At 71.2% G+C, this 20,735-nt stretch carries 19 protein-coding genes and 1 riboswitch; of the genes, 13 read left to right on the forward strand and 6 right to left on the reverse strand.

What is annotated here, in order from left to right:
* Window positions 1-44: 44 nt before the first annotated feature.
* Entirely contained in the window at window positions 45-1,124 is a 1,080-nt protein-coding gene (locus tag ASH01_RS05935) for a fatty acid desaturase family protein (RefSeq protein WP_082619444.1), read from the reverse strand.
* Between the two features lie 421 nt (window positions 1,125-1,545).
* Here ASH01_RS05935 and ASH01_RS05945 point away from each other — a divergent pair, with 421 nt between their 5' ends.
* Window positions 1,546-3,243 (forward strand): SulP family inorganic anion transporter, encoded by a 1,698-nt coding sequence (locus tag ASH01_RS05945; RefSeq protein WP_056772880.1) that lies wholly within the window; start codon window positions 1,546-1,548, stop codon window positions 3,241-3,243.
* 34 nt (window positions 3,244-3,277) lie between these two features.
* Here the strand turns inward: ASH01_RS05945 and ASH01_RS05950 are convergent, their stop codons facing one another.
* The 3 genes from ASH01_RS05950 to ASH01_RS05960 all read right to left on the reverse strand — a co-directional run bounded on the left by ASH01_RS05950 (window position 3,278) and on the right by ASH01_RS05960 (window position 6,682).
* Complete coding sequence (locus tag ASH01_RS05950) at window positions 3,278-3,697, reverse strand: DUF7144 family membrane protein (RefSeq protein WP_056772882.1); 420 nt, start codon at window positions 3,695-3,697, stop codon at window positions 3,278-3,280.
* 115 nt (window positions 3,698-3,812) lie between these two features.
* The gene (locus ASH01_RS05955; protein WP_056772884.1) at window positions 3,813-4,046 is read right to left on the reverse strand and encodes a hypothetical protein; all 234 of its coding nucleotides are present in this window, start codon (window positions 4,044-4,046) and stop codon (window positions 3,813-3,815) included.
* Window positions 4,047-4,150: 104 nt separating this feature from the next.
* Window positions 4,151-6,682: a LuxR C-terminal-related transcriptional regulator gene (locus ASH01_RS05960; protein ID WP_156415465.1), complete on the reverse strand. Its 2,532-nt coding sequence runs from the start codon at window positions 6,680-6,682 to the stop codon at window positions 4,151-4,153.
* Window positions 6,683-6,979: 297 nt separating this feature from the next.
* On the opposite strand from ASH01_RS05960, the gene ASH01_RS05965 reads away from it, so the two are divergent.
* The 8 genes from ASH01_RS05965 (at window position 6,980) to ASH01_RS06000 (ending at window position 14,655) form a co-directional block, all read left to right on the forward strand.
* Complete coding sequence (locus ASH01_RS05965) at window positions 6,980-7,177, forward strand: hypothetical protein (RefSeq protein ID WP_235509543.1); 198 nt, start codon at window positions 6,980-6,982, stop codon at window positions 7,175-7,177.
* A 38-nt stretch (window positions 7,178-7,215) separates the two neighbouring features.
* The gene (locus ASH01_RS05970; RefSeq protein ID WP_056772890.1) at window positions 7,216-7,827 is read left to right on the forward strand and encodes an SHOCT domain-containing protein; all 612 of its coding nucleotides are present in this window, start codon (window positions 7,216-7,218) and stop codon (window positions 7,825-7,827) included.
* 108 nt (window positions 7,828-7,935) lie between these two features.
* Entirely contained in the window at window positions 7,936-9,474 is a 1,539-nt protein-coding gene (locus tag ASH01_RS05975) for an arylsulfatase (RefSeq protein WP_056772893.1), read from the forward strand.
* A 27-nt stretch (window positions 9,475-9,501) separates the two neighbouring features.
* Entirely contained in the window at window positions 9,502-10,437 is a 936-nt protein-coding gene (locus tag ASH01_RS05980) for an HAD family hydrolase (protein ID WP_056773046.1), read from the forward strand.
* Window positions 10,434-11,423, forward strand: a complete 990-nt coding sequence (locus tag ASH01_RS05985) for a formylglycine-generating enzyme family protein (protein ID WP_327191908.1) — start codon at window positions 10,434-10,436, stop codon at window positions 11,421-11,423. Before ASH01_RS05980 ends, ASH01_RS05985 begins: the two co-directional genes overlap by 4 nt.
* 123 nt (window positions 11,424-11,546) lie before the next feature.
* Window positions 11,547-13,145, forward strand: coding sequence for a phytoene desaturase family protein (locus ASH01_RS05990; protein WP_056772896.1), 1,599 nt, complete (start codon window positions 11,547-11,549; stop codon window positions 13,143-13,145).
* Window positions 13,142-13,588, forward strand: coding sequence for an SRPBCC family protein (locus ASH01_RS05995; RefSeq protein ID WP_056772899.1), 447 nt, complete (start codon window positions 13,142-13,144; stop codon window positions 13,586-13,588). The genes ASH01_RS05990 and ASH01_RS05995 overlap by 4 nt, the downstream gene beginning before the upstream one ends.
* Before the next feature lie 137 nt (window positions 13,589-13,725).
* On the forward strand, window positions 13,726-14,655 hold the full coding sequence (locus ASH01_RS06000; protein WP_056772901.1) for a hypothetical protein: 930 nt from the start codon (window positions 13,726-13,728) through the stop codon (window positions 14,653-14,655).
* A gap of 27 nt (window positions 14,656-14,682) precedes the next feature.
* On the opposite strand, the gene ASH01_RS06005 is transcribed toward ASH01_RS06000, so the two are convergent.
* Window positions 14,683-15,972, reverse strand: a complete 1,290-nt coding sequence (locus ASH01_RS06005) for a hypothetical protein (RefSeq protein ID WP_056772903.1) — start codon at window positions 15,970-15,972, stop codon at window positions 14,683-14,685.
* A 112-nt stretch (window positions 15,973-16,084) separates the two neighbouring features.
* Entirely contained in the window at window positions 16,085-16,384 is a 300-nt protein-coding gene (locus tag ASH01_RS06010; protein WP_056772905.1) for a hypothetical protein, read from the reverse strand.
* A gap of 55 nt (window positions 16,385-16,439) precedes the next feature.
* A riboswitch (SAM riboswitch) is annotated at window positions 16,440-16,552 on the forward strand.
* Window positions 16,553-16,798: 246 nt separating this feature from the next.
* Here ASH01_RS06010 and ASH01_RS06015 point away from each other — a divergent pair.
* From ASH01_RS06015 to ASH01_RS06030, 4 genes are read left to right on the forward strand one after another with little or no spacing between them, the layout of a single operon-like run.
* The gene (locus ASH01_RS06015) at window positions 16,799-17,356 is read left to right on the forward strand and encodes a cysteine dioxygenase (RefSeq protein WP_056772908.1); all 558 of its coding nucleotides are present in this window, start codon (window positions 16,799-16,801) and stop codon (window positions 17,354-17,356) included.
* Window positions 17,353-18,579 carry an LLM class flavin-dependent oxidoreductase gene (locus tag ASH01_RS06020; RefSeq protein ID WP_056772911.1) on the forward strand — a complete coding sequence of 409 codons (1,227 nt, stop codon included), beginning with the start codon at window positions 17,353-17,355 and terminating at the stop codon, window positions 18,577-18,579. Before ASH01_RS06015 ends, ASH01_RS06020 begins: the two co-directional genes overlap by 4 nt.
* A gap of 13 nt (window positions 18,580-18,592) precedes the next feature.
* Window positions 18,593-20,017, forward strand: a complete 1,425-nt coding sequence (locus ASH01_RS06025) for an NtaA/DmoA family FMN-dependent monooxygenase (protein ID WP_056772914.1) — start codon at window positions 18,593-18,595, stop codon at window positions 20,015-20,017.
* On the forward strand, window positions 20,014-20,622 hold the full coding sequence (locus ASH01_RS06030; protein WP_056772915.1) for an NAD(P)H-dependent oxidoreductase: 609 nt from the start codon (window positions 20,014-20,016) through the stop codon (window positions 20,620-20,622). Before ASH01_RS06025 ends, ASH01_RS06030 begins: the two co-directional genes overlap by 4 nt.
* The last annotated feature ends 113 nt before the right edge of the window (window positions 20,623-20,735 follow it).

The raw sequence follows: 20,735 nt of genomic DNA on the forward strand, positions 1-20,735 counted from the left end.
GGCCCGCGGGTCTCGACATCGGACCGCTGGCGAGACCGTGACCGTCAGGTGGCATCCGTCACGGTCACCGCCCGTCGGCTCGCGACGAGCGGGCACAGGAAGGGGTCGTTGTCCTTGAGGCCGACGGCATTGAGGTGGCTGATGACGCTTCCGTATGCCGTCCAGAGCGTCGTCTGCGTGTAGCGCACTCCCTCGGCCGCGCAGTAGGCGACGACGAGCGGCTGCACCCGCCGCAGGTGGGGCCGCGCCATCGACGGGAAGAGGTGGTGCTCGGTCTGGTGGTTCAGCCCACCGAGGAGCACGGACATCCACCGGCCGCCACTGATGTTGCGGCTCATGAGGACCTGGCGGTTGAGGAAGTCGAGCTTGAGCCCCGGCGCGACGAGGGGCATGCCGATGTGGTTCGGGGCGAAGGAGAGGCCCATGTAGAGGCCGAACAGCGCGAGCTGGACGGCGAGGACGGCGACGACCTTGGCCGGCGACATGACGAGGAGCAGGAGCACCGGCAGCCCCGCGAGGCGGGTCGTCAGGAAGGCCAGCTCGACCCACCGGCGCTCGACCCGACGACGGCCGGCGACCCGGTGGATGCCCTCCCAGTGCAGCGACAGTCCTTCGAGCAGCAGCAGCGGGAAGAAGTACCAGCCCTGGTGGGCCACGAGCCAGCGCACCAGTGGTCGATGGGAGCGGCGGCCCTGCTCGGGGGTGAAGGCGAGCACCCCCGGCGCGATGTCGGGGTCGTAGCCGACCTTGTTGGGGTTGCCGTGGTGACGGGTGTGCTTGCTCTGCCACCAGCCGTAGCTGATGCCGACGAGCAGGTTGGCCACGACGAGACTCACCCAGTCGTTGAGGCGTCCGGAACGGAACATCTGGCGGTGCGCGGCGTCGTGGCCGAGGAAGGCGATCTGGGTCATCAGCACCGCGAGGACCGCAGCGGGCGCGAGCTGCCACCAGCTGTCACCGATCCACACGACGATGAGCACCCACCCCGCCATCGCCACGACGGCGCCGACGAGTCTGGTCCAGTAGTAGGCGTACCGCCGACGCATCAGCCCGAGGTCGTGCACCTGGCGGGTGAGCGCCGTGAACGTGCTCCCGGTGGTCTGGTCATGGTGGGTGCTGGTCACGGCGATCGATCTCCTTGGGCCACGGTGTTTCCCGTGTCTCCGGGCGTTCGCGAGAACGGCACGGGGGTGCACGGGCATGTGAGGAGTGACCGGCGCGGAGACGGCGGTGCCGGACGATGCGCGACGTCACGTTCACGGGAGGGACGCGACCGGGGTCCAGGGACTCGCCTACCAGCCCGAGTGTACGCGTCCGGAGCGGCCGGCCTCGCGGTCGACCACCCTGTCGCTCGTCATGTCGAGTGACGCCACGACCTCACACGGGGCGGATGAGCCGGAGCCGGTGGGCCCGGGGCTGTGAACGCGTACGCGGCTCGCGACGCTCACCCCGAGGAGGTGGTGTCCCGGGAGAGTCCCTTCGGTACAACGGAACGAGCGCTGGGGACAGCGTCCCGTGAGACGTGCTGGAGCGAGAGGGTGGCGGATGGCGAGGACGCTGGTGCCGGGGCTGACCCGGGAGAACGTCGGGTCCGAGGCGCTCGCCGGGGTGACCCTCCTCGCGATCGCGGTGCCACTCAACATCGGCTACGCCCAGATCGCCGGGTTGCCTCCGACGGCAGGGCTCTACGCGCTCGTGCTTCCGGCGGTCCTCTATGCGCTGACGGTGTCCTCCCGGCAGCTCGTGGCCTCGCCCGATGCCGCCGCAGCAGCGCTCGTCGCCTCGTCCATCGGCGGTCTGGCTGCGGCGGGGAGCCAGTCCTACGCGTCGCTCGCCCTGGCCCAGGCGATCATCAGCGGCCTCCTCTTCGTCGCGTTCGGACTCCTGAAGCTGGGCTTCATCGCCAACTTCCTCTCCAAGCCGATCCTCATCGGCTTCGTCGGCGGCCTCGCCCTCGACATCCTCGTCAGCCAGGTCGCCAAGATGCTCGGGGTCAAGATCGACAGCGGTGGGGAGTTCGTCGAGAAGGTCGGCGACCTCGTGACCGGGCTGGCGAAGCTCAGCGTGGTGTCGGTCCTGCTCTCGGCGGTCGCTGTCGCCGTCCTCATCGGTGGTCGACGCCTCGCCCGGACGGCGCCGTGGGCCCTCATCGTCCTCGTCGTCGCGACGGTGGTCACGGTGCTGGCTCACCTCGACGAGCACGGTGTCTCGGTGCTGGGAGAGGTGCCGGCGGGACCACCCACCTTGACGTGGCCCGAGCTCGATCTCGGCCAGTGGTTCGCGGTCGTGCCGTCGGCCATCGCCCTGACGCTCGTGACGACGGCGGAGGGGCTCCTCGTGTCACGCAGCTACAGCGAGCGGCGGGGCTACCCGATCGACGCGAACCGCGAGCTCGTCGCGTTCGGCGTCGGCAACGTCTCGGCCGGACTCACGGGCGGCTTCGCCGTGGGGTCGTCGACCTCGCGCACGGCCTTCATGGACTCGGCGGGGTCGCGGACCCAGCTGCCGAGCATCGTGGCCGCGGTCTTGACGCTGCTGCTCCTGCTCTTCGGCACCGGGCTGCTCGCCGACATCCCGTCCCCGGCCATCGGGGCCATCGTCGCCGTGGCCGTCGTGCCCCTCCTCGGGATCGGCGAGCTGCGCAGCCTCTGGACGAAGGACCGGTTCGAGTTCGGGGTGGCGGCTGCCTGCTTCCTCGGAGCCCTCCTCCTCGGCCCGATCCCCGGAATCCTCATCGCCTTCGTGCTCGCGCTCGTGAACCTCACCCGACGCGCGGCCAACCCGGCAGTGGAGGTGCTCGGCACCACGGGCGACCCGGATCAAGCCCTTCCCGTCCTCGGCGACGCCACGGAGAGCGAGCCCGGAGTCATCGTGCTGCGCTTCTCCGCCCCGATCTTCTTCGCGAACGTCGGCCTTCTGCGCGACCGCGTGCATGCCGTCGTGGAAGAGGCGGAGTCCGCGGGCTCGGGGGCGTCGAGACCCTCCGGGGAGGTGTCGGGTGCGGAGCCGTCACCGGTCGTGCGCCACGTGGTGCTCGACATGGAGGGCGTCACCGACATCGACGTCACCGGTGCCGAGGGGCTCGAGCAGCTGAAGTCGTGGCTCGAGGGTCGAGGCACGCGCGTGCACTACAGCCGGCTCCGCCCGGCCGTGGCCGACCGGCTGCACCACTTCGGCCTCGACGAGGGGACGTCGGCGTTCGGCACCAACCGTGCAGCGCTCGAGGCACTGAGGCCGCGATGACTGATCGACGTGTGCCCGAGGGGCGCGGCCGGCGTCAGTAGGTGACGTCGTCGGCGAAACCGGCGGTGCAGAGCGCCCAGAGGACGATGGCGTTGAGGGCCAGCAGCACGATGGACCAGAACGGGTAGAGCGGTATCGAGGCGAAGTTGAGCACCATGGCGAGGGACACGGGGACCAGGCCGAGGATCCGGCCGATGGGGCGCTCTGCGAGGATGAGTCCGCCCACGACGACCAGGACGATGCCCCAGACGAGGTGGATCCAACCCCATGCCGTCGTGTCGAAGGCGAAGATGTACTTGGGTGTGCTGACGTAGAGCGTGTTGTCGAAGAGTGCCGACAGGCCCCGGAGGAACTCCAGGATGCCGGAGATGAGCAGCACCGTTCCGGCGAAGAGCACGGTGCCGTACCTCCAGCCGTGCGGGCGGGTCGGAGCGGTGATGGGCGAGGTGGTCATGCGTCCTCCCGTGCTAGGCGATGCCTCATCGTCGGTCGGGCGGGTGTCCACCGTCGTCACCCGGTCGGCATGAGATCGCCAGGTCGGCGAGGGGCTGCGCGGAACGGGACGTTCGTCAGACCACGGCCAGGGTGGAGGCACCCTCCCGGTCGACGCGACGGACGCCGACGAGCTCGAGGGCGAGCGACTGCACCTTCAGCAGGATGCCGAAGAGCGCCGACTGGTCCAGCTCGCCCTCGAGGGAGGTCCGGCTGCCCTCGGTCGCCGTGATGGTCATCCCTCCGAAGGCGGCCCGTGCCGCCGTTCCGAGACGACCTTCGACCGTGATGACGTATCGCACCGGCTTCACCTCGGGGGCCTCCTGCTCCGCGCTCTGGGCGAGCGCCGAACTGCGCTGCGCGCCTCGGAAACCATACGTACCCGCCCGCGTCGCGGATCGGTCCGAGGCGCGCCTCACAGCAACCGGAGCTCGCGCCCCGTCGCCACGGCGTCACGTCGTCGCGCGACACCGAGCTTGCGGTAGACGGCCGCGACGTGCGTCTTGACGGTGTTCGTGGAGACGCACAGCTCGTCGGCGATCTCGGCCACCGACATCATGGTCGTGAGCCAGCGCAGGACCGACAGCTCACGATCGGTGAGCGACTCGGGAAGGCCGGTCCGGGGCGTCGGGTGTTCGGCGGCCCTGTCGTGCAGCGGGACCGGCCACCGCTCCGCGAGCGTGTCGTGGCGGGTGATGAGGGAGAAGAGCCGGGGAGCAGCCTCGACGAAGGGCAGCACGACGTCCGCGCTCCGGCCGAGGTCGATGGCGTACACCGCCTGTTCGACGGCGCGCCTCTCGTCGCCGGCCGCCAGGGCCACCTCGGAGCCGACGAGCACGGCCTCGACGAGCGCCGGCAGCGCGGGTGCCGGCGCGCTGGCGGTGATGACCCGACGCACGAGGCGTTCGGCGCTGCGGAGGTCCCCGTCGGCCAGCTCCGCCCGCGCTCGGGCGATCTCGAAGAGGTTCGACAGGTGCTCGTTGGGGTCGGTGGCGGCCGGGTCCGAGGGTCGTTCCGGCCGCCCGGACAGACTGGCCAGCTCCGCCGCCATGGCCTGGGCGACGGCCACGAGGTTGAAGGCGCCGGGTGACGACAGGGACCGGTCTCCGACGAGGAGCGACCGCGCCGGTCCGTAGCGACCGGCCGCCTGGAGCGCCTTGGCGCGCAGGAGCGTCACGGTGCCCCACAGCGCGGGGTCGGCCTCGGGGTCGAGCGCCCGCGTGGCGCGGTCCGTCGCCACGTCGAACTCGTCGATCCGACCGCGGGTGACGGCGACCTCGGCGGCGGCGACGAAGTGCGCCGCCGTGTGCCGACCGGTCAGTCGTGGGTGTTCCCGAAGCAGCCGGTCGCCGTATGCCACGTGGTCCTCGGCCCTGGCCACGCGACCCAGCGAGCAGTGCTGGATCCCGAGCAGCCCCGTGCACTCCAGGGCGAGGGGCGTCATGCCGAGACGTCGAGCGTCCACGAGGGCGGCTGTCAGGTGCTCGACGGCGGCGTCCTCGTGCCCTCGCCAGACGGCCGACGCTCCGATCCGGCTCCGGGCGAAGACTCCGAAGGGCCCGTCCGGGTCCGTCGCCAGCATCCGTCCGGCCACCACGTCGGCGGTGTCGACGTCCCCGTCGCACGTGGCGAGGACGAGTCTGGCGAAGTCGGCCAACAGGTCGGTGTCGCTGGTCACCTCCGCCGGATGCCAGGGCCCGAGCATGGCCCTCAGTGAAGCCACGTCGCCGGTGGCGGCGGCGACGGCGGCCCGGGCCGCGGCCTTCGAGGAGCCGGCAGGGCCGTCGTCCACCGGCTGAGACCACGGGGCGCGGAGGAGGCCGTGGAGGTCGCCGATGGAACGTTCGCCGTCGCCGAGGAACAGCCGCGCAAAGGCCCCGCGACGCAGGAGGTCGGCCGCGAGCGACCAGTCGTGTGCCCGGAGCGCGTGGTGCATGGCCTCGATGACGTTGCCCTCCCCGTCGTGCCATCGTGCGGCTCGGGCGTCCACCAGTCGCCGCGCATCGAGGGTCTCGCTGGACAGGAGATGGACGAGGACCTCGCGCATGAGGGGGTGGTACCGGTACCAGCCCACCTCGTCGGGCAGCGGGGACACGAACGAGTTGGACTGCGCGAGCCGCTCGAGGACCAGGGCGCTGCCCGCCTCGGCACAGACGGCGTCGGCCAGGGAGCCACAGATCACCTCGCACGCACTCGTGCGGATGAGGAGGCGTCGGGACCGGGCGTCGAGCGTGGCGAGCACCTCCTCGAGGAGGAACTCGCCGATGCTGCCGCGGTCCATGGCGAACGCCGTCACGAAGGCCTCCGGCTCCTCGGCGGCCTCCATGCGGACCATCGAGAGGCGCAGTGCCGCCACCCAGCCCTCGGTGCGCTCGACCAGGAGCGTTCGGGCGGACGGGGCGATGTCGAGGGCGTGCGTCCGCAGCAGGTCGTCCACCTCGCTGACGGTCATGGCCAGGTCGACGGCGCGCAGCTCGGACAGTCGTCCGTCCATCCGGTACCGGTGGAGCGGCAGGATGGGGTCGCTGCGTGCGGCCAGGAGGATGTGGAGCCCGGGAAGCGGGTGGCGGACGAGCGCGTCGAGCTGGCCGATCAGGCCCAGGTCGGCGAGGACGTGGGCGTCGTCGAGCACGAGGTACAGCGGCTCGCGGTCCGACACGGTGGCAGCGAGCAGCTCGCGCACCTCGTCCGCCGGCGGTCTCTGCACGCCGGCCGAGCCCGGTTGCCCGGCGAGACCGACCTCCTCGAGCGACTCACCGACGAGCGCCCAGAAGGCCGCAGGGGTGTTGTCGTCGCGTTCGAGCGACACCCAGGCCGTGCGTTCCCCACGATGTCGGACCCATTCGCTGAGCAGCACCGTCTTGCCGGACGCCGCTCCGGCGGCGACCACTGTCAGCGGTCGCTCGAGGGCGGAGTCCAGGGCCGAGACGAGGCGTGGTCGTGGCACGTGTCGGGAGGGGAGGGGCGGCACGACGAACCTGCGCGCCCGAAACTTCGAGTACAACCCACCACCCCCGACCCTGTGTTGGTGGACACGGCGCAGCCGGTGGCACGACCGGTTGCCTGTCAGCAGCGTAGGCCACGCGGCGCCGTTCGGCCCGTCGAGAGACCTCCCGCAGTGGCCGCGGAACCGGCGGCTCATGCCGCAAGGGTGAGCCGGTCGGGGCTGCGCTGGTCCACGCTGACAGGTGCGCGACGTGGAGGAGGTCGAGCCGTGGGTCTGTCCAAGGACTACGAGGTGCGCGTGGCCGGCACCATCGGGCCGGCAGCACGCGAGGCCTTTGCCGACCTCGAGATCACGGTGGAGCCCGGATCGACCGTGCTGGCGGGCGAGCTGGACCAAGCAGGTCTGCACGGCGTCATCGAGCGCATCGCCTCGCTGGGCCTCGAGCTGGTGGACATCCGGCGAAGAACGGCCGACGGCGAGTTCCCTTGGCCCTGAGACCCGCTCGCGGGTCGTCACACGAGAACGAGGACAACATGGGACCGATCCACTATGTGATGGTCGCGTTCGACCAACCAGACTTCCACGGCCGCCTGGCGCAGGAGCTCGCCGTGCTCGTCGACGCCGGGGCGGTGCGACTGCTCGACCTCGTCTTTGTCAGTCGCGCCGCCGACGGCGCGGTGTCGATCCTGGAGGTGGATGCGCTCCCGGTCGACGCAGACGCGTACGACGATGTCGAGGGCGAGTTCGGTGGCCTCGTCAGCGACGCGGACCTCGACGAGGTGGCCGACCTCCTCGAGCCGGACACCGCCGGTGCGCTCCTCGTCTGGGAGAACACGTGGGCCGAGCGGTTCGTCTCGGCTCTCGCCGAGACCGGCGGCGTCGTCGTCGACGAGGGCTTCGTCCCCGTCGAGACGATGGAGACCGCACTGATGCGCCGCCGGGCCCGGATGGGCCAGCAGGAGCAGGAGGCCGGCGCCTACGAGGCACAGGCGATGGCCGCCGCGACGCCGCCACCTCCCGTGTCGCCGACCACCGGCGCGCCGAGCCTCATCGACCAGCTCCGCGAGCTCGGGCAGCTGCGGGACGACGGCGTGCTGACGGAGGAGGAGTTCGCCGTCCAGAAGGCTCGCCTGCTCAACGCGTGATCGGTCCGCCGCGTCGACGAGGGCGCCTCATCCCGGTCGGGTGAGGTGGCGGGTGCGACGCCACCGGATCGTGGTCACAGGTCATCCATCAGCCGAAGGAGTGCCGCCATGCCCGACTCGAAGCCGAACATCCTCGTCATCTGGGGTGATGACATCGGGATCACCAACCTCAGCTGCTACAGCGACGGGCTGATGGGCTACCGGACCCCCAACATCGACCGGCTCGCCGACGAGGGAATGCGCTTCACCGACTCCTACGGCGAGCAGTCCTGCACCGCCGGCCGGGCGGCCTTCATCACCGGGCAGAGCGTCTACCGCACGGGCATGAGCAAGGTCGGCGTCCCGGGCGTCGACGTCGGCCTCGCGGCGGAGGACGTCACGATCGCCGAGGTCCTCAAGCCGCTGGGCTACGCCACGGGTCAGTTCGGCAAGAACCACCTCGGGGACCTCAACAAGTACCTCCCGACCGCCCACGGCTTCGACGAGTTCTTCGGCAACCTCTACCACCTCAACGCGGAGGAGGAGCCGGAGCTGCCCGACTTCCCGAAGGAGGAGGACTTCCCCCGGCTCTACAACCTCCAGCTCCCGCGAGGCGTCATCCGCTCATCGGCCACGGACGAGGACACCGGCGAGGTCGACCCGAAGTTCGGTCCGCACGGCAAGCAGCAGATCGAGGACACCGGCCGACTGACGAAGAAGCGGATGGAGACGATCGACGACGAGACGGCGGACGCCTGCATCGACTTCATCCGGCGCCAGCACGAGGCCGAGACGCCCTTCTTCGTCTGGATGAACTTCACCCACATGCACCTGCGCACCCACACCAAGCCGGAGAGCATCGGTCAGGCGGGGCGCTGGCAGTCGCCGTACCACGACACGATGATCGACCACGACCGCAACGTCGGCCAGCTGCTCGACCTGCTCGACGAGCTCGGCATCGCCGACGACACGATCGTCATCTACAGCACCGACAACGGCCCGCACGGCAACACCTGGCCCGACGGAGCCACGACCCCCTTCCGCAGCGAGAAGGACACGAACTGGGAAGGTGCCTTCCGGGTGCCCGAGCTGATCCGGTGGCCCGGGCACATCCCGGCCAGTGTGGTCTCCAACGAGATCATCCAGCACCACGACTGGCTGCCGACGTTCGCCGCCGCCGCAGGTGAGCCCGAGATCGTCGAGAAGCTCAAGCAGGGGCACGACCTGGGCGGGACGACGTTCAAGGTGCACATCGACGGCTACAACCTGCTGCCCTACCTCACGGGCGAGGTCGACAGGAGCCCACGCCAGGGCATGATCTACTTCTCGGACGACGCCGACGTGCTCGGCATCCGCTTCGACAACTGGAAGATCGTCTTCATGGAGCAGCGGGTGGGCGGCACCTTCGCCATCTGGTTCGAGCCGTTCACCGAGCTGCGCATCCCGAAGCTGTTCAACCTGCGCACCGACCCATTCGAGCGGGCGGACCAGACGTCCAACACGTACTACGACTGGTTCATCGACCACGACTTCATCGCCGCCTACGGCACGGCCATCGCGACGGTCTTCCTCGAGACGTTCAAGGAGTTCCCGCCGCGGCACGAGCCCGCGTCGTTCACCATCGACCACGCCGTCAAGAAGCTGCACGCCTTCCTCGGCAGCAGCTGAGCGCGCCAGGACCCGGTGGGAGTCGACGTGCCCCTCGAGAGCTGGCGTGACGGGACGGCCCGGTCCGCGATCACGGACTTCGTGGACCGGGTGACGACACAGGGGGGTCCCGACTTCGTCGAGCCCGCTGCGCGCGTGGCCGTCTTCGACAACGACGGGACGCTCTGGTGCGAGAAGCCGATGCCGATCCAGCTCGACTTCACGATCCAGCGACTGGGTGAGATGGCCGAGGAGGACCCGTCACTGCGCGACGAGCAACCCTTCAAGGCCGCCTGGGAGAAGGACGTGCACTGGCTCGGCGCGGCGATGGTCAAGCACTACCACGGTGACGACGGGGACCTGCACCTGCTCATGGGTGCGGTGACGCGGGCCTTCGACGCGGTCACCGTCGAGGAGTACGACGCGCGGGTGCTGTCCTTCTTCGACCGGGCCAGCCACCCGACCCTCGGGCTGCCCTACCGCGGCTGCGCCTACCAGCCGATGGTGGAGCTTCTCGAGCACCTCGAGGAGCACGGGTTCACGACCTACATCGCCTCCGGCGGTGACCGGGACTTCATGCGCCCCGTCGCGGGCGACCTCTACGGCGTGCCGCCGGAACGTGTCATCGGCAGTGCCCTCGGGCTCACCTACGTCCCCACGGGCCCGACGACGAGTCTCGTCTACAAGGCCGCGATGGACTTCTTCGACGACGGCCCCGAGAAGCCGGTGCGCATCTGGAGCCGCATCGGTCGTCGCCCGATCCTGTCGGTCGGCAACTCGAACGGTGATCTCCCGATGCTGGCGTTCGGCGGCACGGCCGAGACGTCAACGCTCCGGCTGCTCCTGCTGCACGACGACGACGAGCGGGAGTTCGACTACGTCGCAGGCGCCGAGCAGGCGCTCGAGACGGCCAGGCAGCAGGATTGGACCGTGATCAGCATGAAGGACGACTGGGCCGAGGTCTTCGCGGGAGCCGGCCCGTGACGGTGGATGTGGAGATCGGGCTGTCCTGGGTCCCGTCCCAGACGTATGCCATGGGCTCAGACGAGCACTACGCCGAGGAGGCGCCGTCCCACCCGGTCACCGTCGACGGTTTCTGGATCTCGCCGACCCAGGTGACCAACGCGTCGTTCGCCGCGTTCGTCGACGCGACGGGCTACGTCACCGTCGCCGAACGACCGCTGGACCCGGCCGACTTCCCGGGCGCACCGCCGGACAACCTGCGGGCCGGGTCGATGGTCTTCACCGGGACCCCGGGCCCGGTGGACCTGCGGCACATCAACCTCTGGTGGACCTGGACCCCGGGCGCCTGCTGGCGGCGGCCCGACGGGCCCCACTCAGGTCTGGACGGACTCGAGGACCATCCGGTGGTCCACGTCGCCCACGAGGACGCGGAGGCGTATGCCGCGTGGGGCAGTTCGGCGCTGCCCACCGAGGCCGAGTGGGAGGCCGCGGCCCGCGGCGGTCTGGACGGCGCGCGTTTCGTGTGGGGGGACCAGCCCGAGCCGGCAGGGGAGGCCCTGGCCAACTACTGGCACGGGGACTTCCCTTGGCGCGCTGAACCGGGCTACGGCACGACCCGACCGGTGGGCTCCTTCGCGCCCAACGCATACGGCCTCTACGACCTGGCTGGCAACGTGTGGGAGTGGACGTCTGACTGGTACGCGACGGGGCACGCCGGTGAGCCGGACCCGAAGCCGTGCTGCGTGCCGCGCAACCCGCGCGGGCCCGACGTCGAGGCGAGCTTCGACGCGAGGCAGCCGCAGTTCCGCATCCCACGCAAGGTGATCAAGGGCGGCTCGTTCCTCTGCGCCGACTCCTACTGTCTGCGCTACCGCCCGGCGGCACGGCGGCCGCAGATGGTCGACACCGGCATGAGCCACATCGGCTTCCGCGTGGTTCGGCGTCAGCCGGCTGTCCCCGAGTCCGGACGGGCGATGCTGCCGCTCGCAAGCCCGACGGCGCCGTGAGGGTGGCCGACGTGGCCCCGTGACCTCGTCCGGTTGGGCCGGTGGTGCGCCGGTCCGTGCCCGACTCGGGTTCGTCGGGCCCTGCACGGGGTACGACGAGCAGGAGGCGGACGAAGGGGCAGCGTGACGACGACGGATGCAGTGGTCATCGGCAGTGGACCCAACGGGCTCGTGGCGGCCAACCTCCTCGTCGACGCCGGATGGTCGGTCGTCGTGCTCGAGGAGCAGGACCGGCCGGGGGGAGCGGTGTCCAGCGACGACGCCGTCGCGCCCGGACACGTGCACGACACCTTCAGCTCCTTCTACCCCCTGGCCGCTGCGTCGCCGACGATCCGCGGGCTCCGTCTCGAGGAGCACGGGCTCGAGTGGTCGCACGCCCCGTCCGTCCTCGGCCACTCCTTCGGTGACGGCCGGTGGGGGGTGCTGCACCGGGACCGGGCGGCCACCGCCTCGGCGCTCGACGAGGACGCACCCGGCGACGGCGAGGCGTGGCTGGCCCTCTGCGAGACGTGGGACCGTGTCGGCGACGACGTGCTGCGTGGACTCCTCAGCCCCTTCCCACCCGTGCGCGGCGGCGCGGGTCTGGCCCGTCAGGTGCTCCGACCGGGCGGCCTGGAGCTGCTGCGCGAGATGACGATGCCGGCCCGCAGCCTGACCGAGCGGCTCTTCCGCGGGGAGGCGGCACGGATGCTCGTGGCCGGCAACGCCGGACACGCCGACATCGGTCTCGAGTCGCCGGGTTCGGCGGCCATGGGCCTGCTCCTCGCGCTGCTGGGCCAGTCCGTCGGCTTCCCCGTCCCACGCGGCGGGGCCGGCCGCCTGGCGACGGCCATGGTGGGTCGGCTCGAGTCGCAGGGAGGCGAGCTCTGCCTCGGCGAGCGAGCCGAGGGCGTACGCGTTCAGGGCGGTCGCGCGGTCGCGGTGCGGACCGCGTCGCGCGAGATCCACGTACGCCGCGCCGTCCTCGCCGACGTGTCGGCGCCCGCCCTCTACGGGGGGCTCGTGCCGTGGGGTGTCCTGCCGTCACGACTGCGCCACCGGATGGCGCGATTCGAGTGGGACCCCTCCACCGTCAAGGTCGACTGGGCGCTCGACGGACCGGTCCCGTGGCAGGGCGCACCTGCTGCGGCTCCCGGCACGGTCCACGTCGCGGACTCGATGGATGAGATGACGCTGACCGGGGGACAGGTGGCTGCCGGGCTCGTGCCCGACAAGCCCTTCCTCCTCGTCGGCCAGATGGGCGTCGCCGACGCCTCGAGAGTGCCGACCGGGGGAGAGGCTCTCTGGGCGTACACCCATGTGCCCCAACGGGTTCGGGGTGATGCGGCAGCCGGCCGGCCTAGGGTCCGCGAGGTGCGCGGCACGTGGGACGAGGGTGACCTCGAGGCGATGGCCGAACGCATCGAGCAGCGCATCGAGGACCGGGCACCCGGGTTCCGTGACCGCATCACGGCGAGACGGGTCCTCGGCCCGCGCGAGCTCGAGGCCCGCGACGCCAACCTCGTCGGGGGAGCCATCAACGGCGGCACTGCGGGACTCCAGCAGCAGCTCGTCTTCCGGCCCGTCGCCGGCTCCGGACGTGCCGAGACACCGGTCAAGGGCCTCTACCTCGCGTCCGCCTCGGCCCACCCGGGCGGCGGCGTCCACGGTGCCTGTGGCGCGAATGCCGCACGGGCCGCCCTGTGGCACCACAAGATCCAACTGCCCTGGAGGCGCACATGAGCACCACGACACGGACCGTCCACGGCACACCGGAGGCGGTCTTCGACGTCCTCGCCGACGGGTGGAGCTACAGCCAGTGGGTCGTCGGCGCCTCCCGCGTGCGCGACGTGACTCCCGGCTGGCCGGCACCGGAGACGCACATCCACCACTCCGTCGGCGCCTGGCCGCTCCTCATCGACGACACGACGACGGTGCGGCGCTGCGAGCGGCCAGACCTGCTCGAGCTCACGGTGCGTGCGTGGCCGTCCGGTGAGGGCGTCGTGCGGATCACCTGCCGCGCGAGCGGGGCCGACACCGAGGTGACGATGGAGGAGGACGCGACGAAGGGGCCCGCGCTGCTCGTCCCGAAGCCGGTCCGTGACGTGCTGCTCGACCGCCGCAACCGGGAGGCGCTCCGGCGTCTGGCGATCCTCGTCGAGCGAGCCCAGGCCGACCCTGCCTGACGGTTCGGGGGGTTCGGCGTGGGGGCAAGAGGGTGTTTTGCGAAACTTGCGGCAATCTTGCGAAACGCCTGCGCGAGTCTTGAGCAATCCGGACAATTCGGAGGGCTGGTCCCCGCCCTTCGTCCCGGAGCTCTCACATGTTCAGCACCCCTCGTGCCCGCGCCACCCGCCTCGTCGCCGCGGCTCTCGCACTGGCGGGCTCGGCTGCCGCGCTGGTCGCCATGGCTCCCGTCGCCGCGGCAGCTCCCCAGGCCGGGACGGTGACCGCCGTCGCGTCCGCGGCCCAGGACACTCGGGCCATGTGGGTGTGGGACACGAGCACCCCTGCGGCCACCGTCGACCTCGCCGTGAGCGCCGGCATCGACCAGCTCTTCGTCGCCGTCCCGCCGAACCTCACCACCTCGAGCCAGCTGCCGAACATCAAGGCGCTGAGCGACCGGGCCCGCGCTGCCGGCATCCGGGTGGACGCGCTCGGGGGCGACCCCGGCTGGGTCTACAACCCGACGTGGGTCGTCACCTACTGGCTCAAGCCGGCCAAGAGCTCGGGCCTCTTCACGGGCATCCACGTCGACGTCGAGCCCTACTCGACCTCCGCCTGGGGGACCGACCAGGCCACCGTCGTCAGCAAGTACCTCACGCTGCTCGACAAGCTCAAGGCCAATGCCGGCACCTACCCCATCGAGGCCGACATCCCCTTCTGGTTCAACACGGTCCACGCCGTCGCCTCCACGGGGGCGGCCTCGACCCTCGACCGGGAGATCATGAAGCGCACGGCCGGCGTCACGGTGATGTCCTACCGCAACACCGCGGCCGGCACGGACGGGACTCTCGACGTCGCGACCCCCGCGCTCGCCGCCGGCGCCGCGCTCGGCAAGCCCGTGCGCCTCGGCCAGGAGACGAACTATCTCGGCGCGACGGCCGTCGACACGAAGCAGACGTTCTACGGCTGGACCCGCACCGCCATGGAGGCCCAGCTGGCCCAGGTGAACTCCGGCGCGAGCGCCTCTGCGACGTACGCCGGGCTGGTGATCCACGACGCCACCGGGTATGCCGCGATGGCCCCCTGACCGGGACCGGAGCAGGAACGCGACGGCTCAGCCGCCACCGATCCGGCCGGCGATGATGCTCGTGACGATGACCGACGTGATCGTCACGGTCGAGAAGCCGGCGACGATCATCTTGGGCAGGATCTCGTTCTCGATCGCGGCCACCTCCTCGGGGGTCTCTCCGGCTCCCTTGGCGGCCTCCTGGGACAGGATCATCGTGCCGGGGAAGCCGTAGAGCGAGGTGAGCCCGATCGCCACGGACATCGACACGCTGTAGCCGAGCAGCTTGCCGACAAGAGCCGAGAAGCTCGCGATCCCGACGATCCCGAAGGCGAAGGCGATGAGCAGCGGCACGGCCAGCGCTGACACGTCGCTGGGCTTCACCGTCGCCAGGGGTCCGAAGACGAGGATCATGATGGCGATCATCATGAGACCGAAGGCGTCGATGCCCGACAGGACCGACGGCTTGAAGATCCCCGTCGTGCGCAGGCCGATGCCGAAGAGCAGGGCCACGACGAACGTGTTGAGGATGCCGTCGGTGACGTTGTTGATGCCCAGACTGATGAGCACGACGACCCCGACGATGAAGAGGGTGCCGGCCGTCGTGCGGAGGGCGCCGGGCAGCTTCGTCTCCGGCACGGGCTCGGCGGGCGGCGTGGCGCCGTCCCCGCTGCTGCCGGCGTCGCCCTTGCTGCCGCCGCCATCGCCCCCGCCGCTGGCGGCGGCGGCCCCCGCGGCCACCACCGGCGCCAGCGTGCCCGCTCGGTACTCCTCCTTCAGCCGGGCGGCCTCGCGGCGCAGGATGATCGAGGTGAGCGGGAAGCCGATGAGCCCCTGGAGCGCGGCGATGAGGACGGGGAAGACGGCGATGCTCGTCAGGCCGACGCCGAGGGCCGCCTCCTGGACGATGAGGACCGAGATGGTGCCCCCGCTCAAGGCGCCGGTGCCGGCGATCACGAAGTCGAGAGCCTGCGCATAGCCGTCGGCCGCGGAGCCCGTGATCCGAGGCCCGAAGATGAATCCGGCCAGCAGCAGGGCAAGTCCGATGCCGATGACAGTGGCGATGCCGACGAGCAGCGTCTTCCACTGCTTCTTGAAGTCGTCGAGGCTGATCATGGTGCCGAGGTGGACGATGACGAAGCCGACGACGACGCCGGCGAGCGCGAGCAGGCTCGAGCTCGCGAGGAGGTCCTCGGGGAAGATGTCGGTGAGGAAGCCGACGAAGAAGATGATCGAAGCGACGAAGAGCGAGGACAGCAGCGACCTCGTCTTCTTCGCGACGAGGTCGCTCACGGTCCAGACGAGCATGACGATGACGAACGCGAGCACCGGGTTCACAGCGGCCTCATCTTCCTCGTGGTGGCGGGCTGGTCGTCTCCCGATCGTGCCGGGGGAGCGGGGCGTGCCGATTCCCCCTCCGTGGGTGATCGGCACCGATCTGCAGACCCCCTCAGCCCTGCTGCCAGGCGGGGTCGCAGGAGAGCTCGACGTTGATCCAGGTGGCCACACTCAGGTGGCGCAGCCGCTCGGTGACGGCCTGACGGGCCGGGTGCTCGATCTCGGGGGGAGGCCTCATCTCGAGCAGCTCGCGCAGCATGGTCCGGACGAAGCCGACCGGGGCCGGGAGCACCATGAGTGACACGACGATGACGAGCACCGGGTCGACGAGTTTTGACGCGGTGTCCTTGACGTCACCAGCGGGCAGCACCGTCACGACGAGGAACCCGACGGTCCGTGGCCTCGGTGGCATCTCAGGGAGTGGTCGCCCGCTATCCCTACCAAATAGGTATGTTATCTTCTCTGCAGGTCATGAGTCCCAGCGACAAGCCCCGGCTTGCTGGGCGGCAACCCTCCTCCGCGGTGGGGTGCCCCGGGTGAGGACCAGGCGTCGACCCCTCGGTCGACGCAAGCGCGGGCTCGACGAGGGCCCCACGGACACAAGGGTTCCCATGACGCACACCACCGAACGGCGATCCCGCGGCCACGCCCTGTGGGCTCACCGCCGCCGGCACGTCGACCTCTCCCGGGTGAGCAGCGCCCTCTGTCGGGACTGACGACCAGACGACCGCATGCGCAGTGTCGGCAGCCCCACTGGGTCCTGCTGTGGCGCGCGGCGTCCCCGTAGTCCGTCTCGACCCACCCGCACACCTTCAGGAGCCTTGCCATGCCTCTGCGCACCCGCCCCGACCGGACCACCGCCCTCACCACGCTCTCTGCGCCCGGCACCGGGACGCCATCGACGTTCGCACCACGGACCGCCGTCAACCTCGCGGAGACGGCTCGGCGCCTCGCGGGCGACCGTGCCCTCTGGGCCGGCCTCGTCGACTTCGACCCCATCAGCCGCTACTACGCCCGGATCGCCGCCGAGCCCGACCACGAGGCCTGGCTGCTCACCTGGCTCCCCGGCCAAGCGACGGAGTGGCACGACCACGGGCAGAGCGCCGGCTCGTTCGTCGTCCTGCAGGGACAGCTGAGCGAGCGCGTCGCCGATCTGGACGGTCCCGACCGGACCCCGCAGGTCGGTGTGGACGTCGGCCGGCTGCGGCCCGGCCAGCAGCGCACGTTCGGACATCGCTACGTGCACCACGTGAGCAACGAGGGCCCGGACCCGGCGGTGAGCCTGCACGTGTACTCCCCGCGCCTCACCGAGATGACCACGTACGCGCTCACCGGCACGAACCTCCGGCCGATCGAGCTGCAGCAGAAGGGAGTCGACTGGTGACTGGCCTCACTCCGAACGCCACGCCGATCCACCTCGCCGTCGCCCTCGACGGTGCGGGATGGCACCCGGCAGCGTGGCGCGAGCCTGGTGCGCGGCCGGACGACCTCCTCACCGCCCGCTACTGGGCCGACCTCACCACCACGGCCGAACGCGGCCTGCTCGACTTCGTGACGATCGAGGACAGTCTCGATCTCCAGTCGGCGGACCCCTTCTCCGACGACGTCGACACGCGCACCGACCAGGTGCGCGGGCGGCTCGACGCCCTCCTCGTCGCAGCCACGGTCGCGCCCCTGACGCGGCACGTCGGCCTCGTCCCGACCGTCACGACGACCCACACCGAGCCGTTCCACGTCTCCAAGGCCGTCGCCACCCTCGACCACGTGAGCCACGGTCGTGCTGGCTGGCGGGTGCAGGTGGGTGGCACACGCGGCGAGACCGGCAACGTCGGTCGTCGCACCCTCCCCCCGATCCGACGGGACCTCGCCTCCAGTCCCGAGGGCCGCGCTGCCGTGCGCGAGCGCTTCGACGAGGCTGCCGACCACGTCGAGGTCGTCCGGCGGCTCTGGGACAGCTGGGAGGACGACGCCGAGATCCGCGACGTCACGACCGGGCGGTTCGTCGACCGGGACCGGCTGCACCATGTCGACTTCGAGGGCCGGCACTTCAGCGTCCGAGGCCCGTCGATCACGCCGCGACCACCACAGGGGCAGCCCGTCGTCACCGCCCTGGCGCACCAGACGATCCCGTACGAGCTGGCGGCCCGGTCGGCGGACGTCGTCTTCGTGACGCCGCACGACGACGAGCAGGCCGCGAGCATCCTCGGCGAGGTCCGAGGGGCAGAGGCGCGGGTCGGGCGCAACGCCCGTCCCCTCACGGTCTTCGCCGACCTCGTCGTGGTCCTGGGGAGCACGACAGACGCAGCCCGGACCCGGCGACGGCGGCTCGACGAGGCCGCGGGGTCGCCCTTGACGTCCGATGCCCACGTCTTCACGGGCACCGCTGCCGACCTCGCGTCGCTCCTGCTCCGTTGGCACGACGTCGGCTACGCCGGCTTCCGGCTGCGTCCGGCCGTCGTCGTGGGCGACCTCACCGCGGTCGTGGACGAGCTCGTGCCCGCGCTCCAGCGCGCTGGGGCCTTCCGGACGGCATACGACCCCGGCACGCTGCGCGAGCGCCTCGGCCTGTCCGTCGCCGTGAACCGCTACGCCGCCGCGTCGGCGTGAGAAGGGAGCTCCCATGACGCAGCACCGCAAGCAGGTCATCCTCGGCGCCCACTTCCCGGGGGTCAACAACACGACGGTGTGGAGCGACCCGGCCTCGGGCAGCCACATCGACCTGTCGTCGTTCACCCACTTCGCGCAGACGGCCGAGCGCGGCCGGTTCGACTTCCTCTTCCTCGCGGAGGGGCTGCGGCTGCGAGAGCAACGAGGTCGGATCCACGACCTCGACGTCGTCGGCCGGCCCGACACGTTCACCGTCCTCGCCGCGCTGGCTGCGGTGACGCAGCACCTCGGTCTCGCCGGCACGATCAACACGACGTTCAACGAGCCCTACGAGGTCGCGCGCCAGTTCGCGACCCTCGACCACCTGTCCGGAGGACGCGCCGCGTGGAACGTCGTGACGAGCTCCGACGCCTTCACGGGTGAGAACTTCCGGCGCGGAGGGTTCCTCCCGCACGCCGAGCGTTACGAGCGCGCCGAGGAGTTCATCGCGACGGCCCGCGAGCTGTGGGACTCCTGGCCGGTCGACGCGGTGCGGGCGGACGGGGCCGACTTCCTGTCCGATGCCTCCGCGGGGACCTTCGAGCACCGCGGCAAGCACTTCGACGTCGCCGGCCGCTTCACCGTGCCCCGGAGCCCACAGGCCCATCCCGTCGTCCTGCAGGCCGGCGACTCGAGCGACGGCCGCGAGCTCGCAGCGCGCAGTGCGGACGCCATCTTCAGCCGCCACTCCACCGGGGACGGCGCGCGCGAGTTCTACCGCGACGTCAAGGGACGGCTCGAGCGCTACGGCCGGCGGCCGGACGACCTCAAGATCCTCCCGGCTGCCACGTTCGTGCTCGGTGACACCGACGCCGAGGCCGTCGCCCGGGCGGCCGAGGTGCGGCGCCAGCAGGTGAGCCCGCAGACGGCGATCCTCCTGCTCGAGCAGGTCTGGAACCGCGACCTGTCCGACTACGACCCTGACGGCCCGCTGCCGACCGTCGACCCGATCGTCTCCGACGCGTCCTCGATCGTCCGCGGCCGCGCCCGGCAGGTCGGTGACCCCGCTGCCGAGGCGGCCCGCTACCGAGCCGTGGCCGAGGCCAAGGGGCTCAGCATCCGCGAGGTCGTCATCGAGCTGACCGGTCGCCAGACCTTCGTCGGCTCACCGGAGACCGTGGCCCGCGCCCTCGAGCACGCCGTCGCGACCGAGATCAGTGACGGCTTCATCCTCGTCCCGCACATCACCCCGGGCGGACTCGACGAGTTCGCCGACCGGGTGGTGCCGCTGCTGCAGGAGCGCGGCGTCCTGCGCCGCGACTACGCCGAGGGTGCCACCCTCCGGGATCACCTCGGCCTGGGGCCAGCGCGGCCCGCATCCGACTGGGGGACAGGGGTGTCGGCCGCTCACGGTGCGTCGGCCGAGCCCCTGCGGACCGGCGTCAGGGCGAGCGCGTGACGGCGACGCCTGCGGCCGCTGGCACGGTGGTCGAGGTCGTCGAGCTCGTCGGCAACCCGCGGGTCGGCTCGCGCACGCGAGCCCTGGCGGACCTCGTCGTGCGCTCGCTAGCCGAGACGGTGGAGGCGGACGGACGAGCCGCGCCGGACGGCATACGCCTGGGGGTGCCCGTCGTCATCGAGCTGGGCGACGCGGTCGGCGTCACCTTCGGGGCCGAGGTGGCGCGGGCCTCGGCTCCCGTCGAGGACCCGTTCGGTGTCGTGAGGCGCGCCGGGCTGCTCGTCGTGGCGACCCCGACGTACAAGGCGACCTACAGCGGGCTGCTCAAGCTCTTTCTCGACCACCTGAGCCAAGGCGACCTCGCGGGGGTCGCGGCGGTGCCGGTGGCGATCGCCAGCGCCCCCGCTCACCGCGACGCCGTCGCGACCGCGCTGCGCGACCTCCTCGTCGAGCTCGGTGCCGACGTGCCCACGCCCACCGTTGCGCTGCTCGAGAGCGAGGTCGCCGACCAGGAAGAGCACGTCCGCCGCTGGGTGGGGACGTATGCCGCCACGCTGGGTGCCAGCCTCGCCCGCGCGTCCGAGCCGGTCGGCGCGCAGACGTGAGCGGAGCGGGCGTCACCCTGCACTGGTTCCCGCCGACCGCCGGTCTGTGTGTACGGTGTCAACACCCGTCAACGTCCGGGGCGCCTCCGCCGGCCCGTCCGTTGTCCCGAAGT

Source organism: Terrabacter sp. Soil811 (genome assembly GCF_001429655.1).
Lineage (GTDB): Bacteria > Actinomycetota > Actinomycetes > Actinomycetales > Dermatophilaceae > Terrabacter.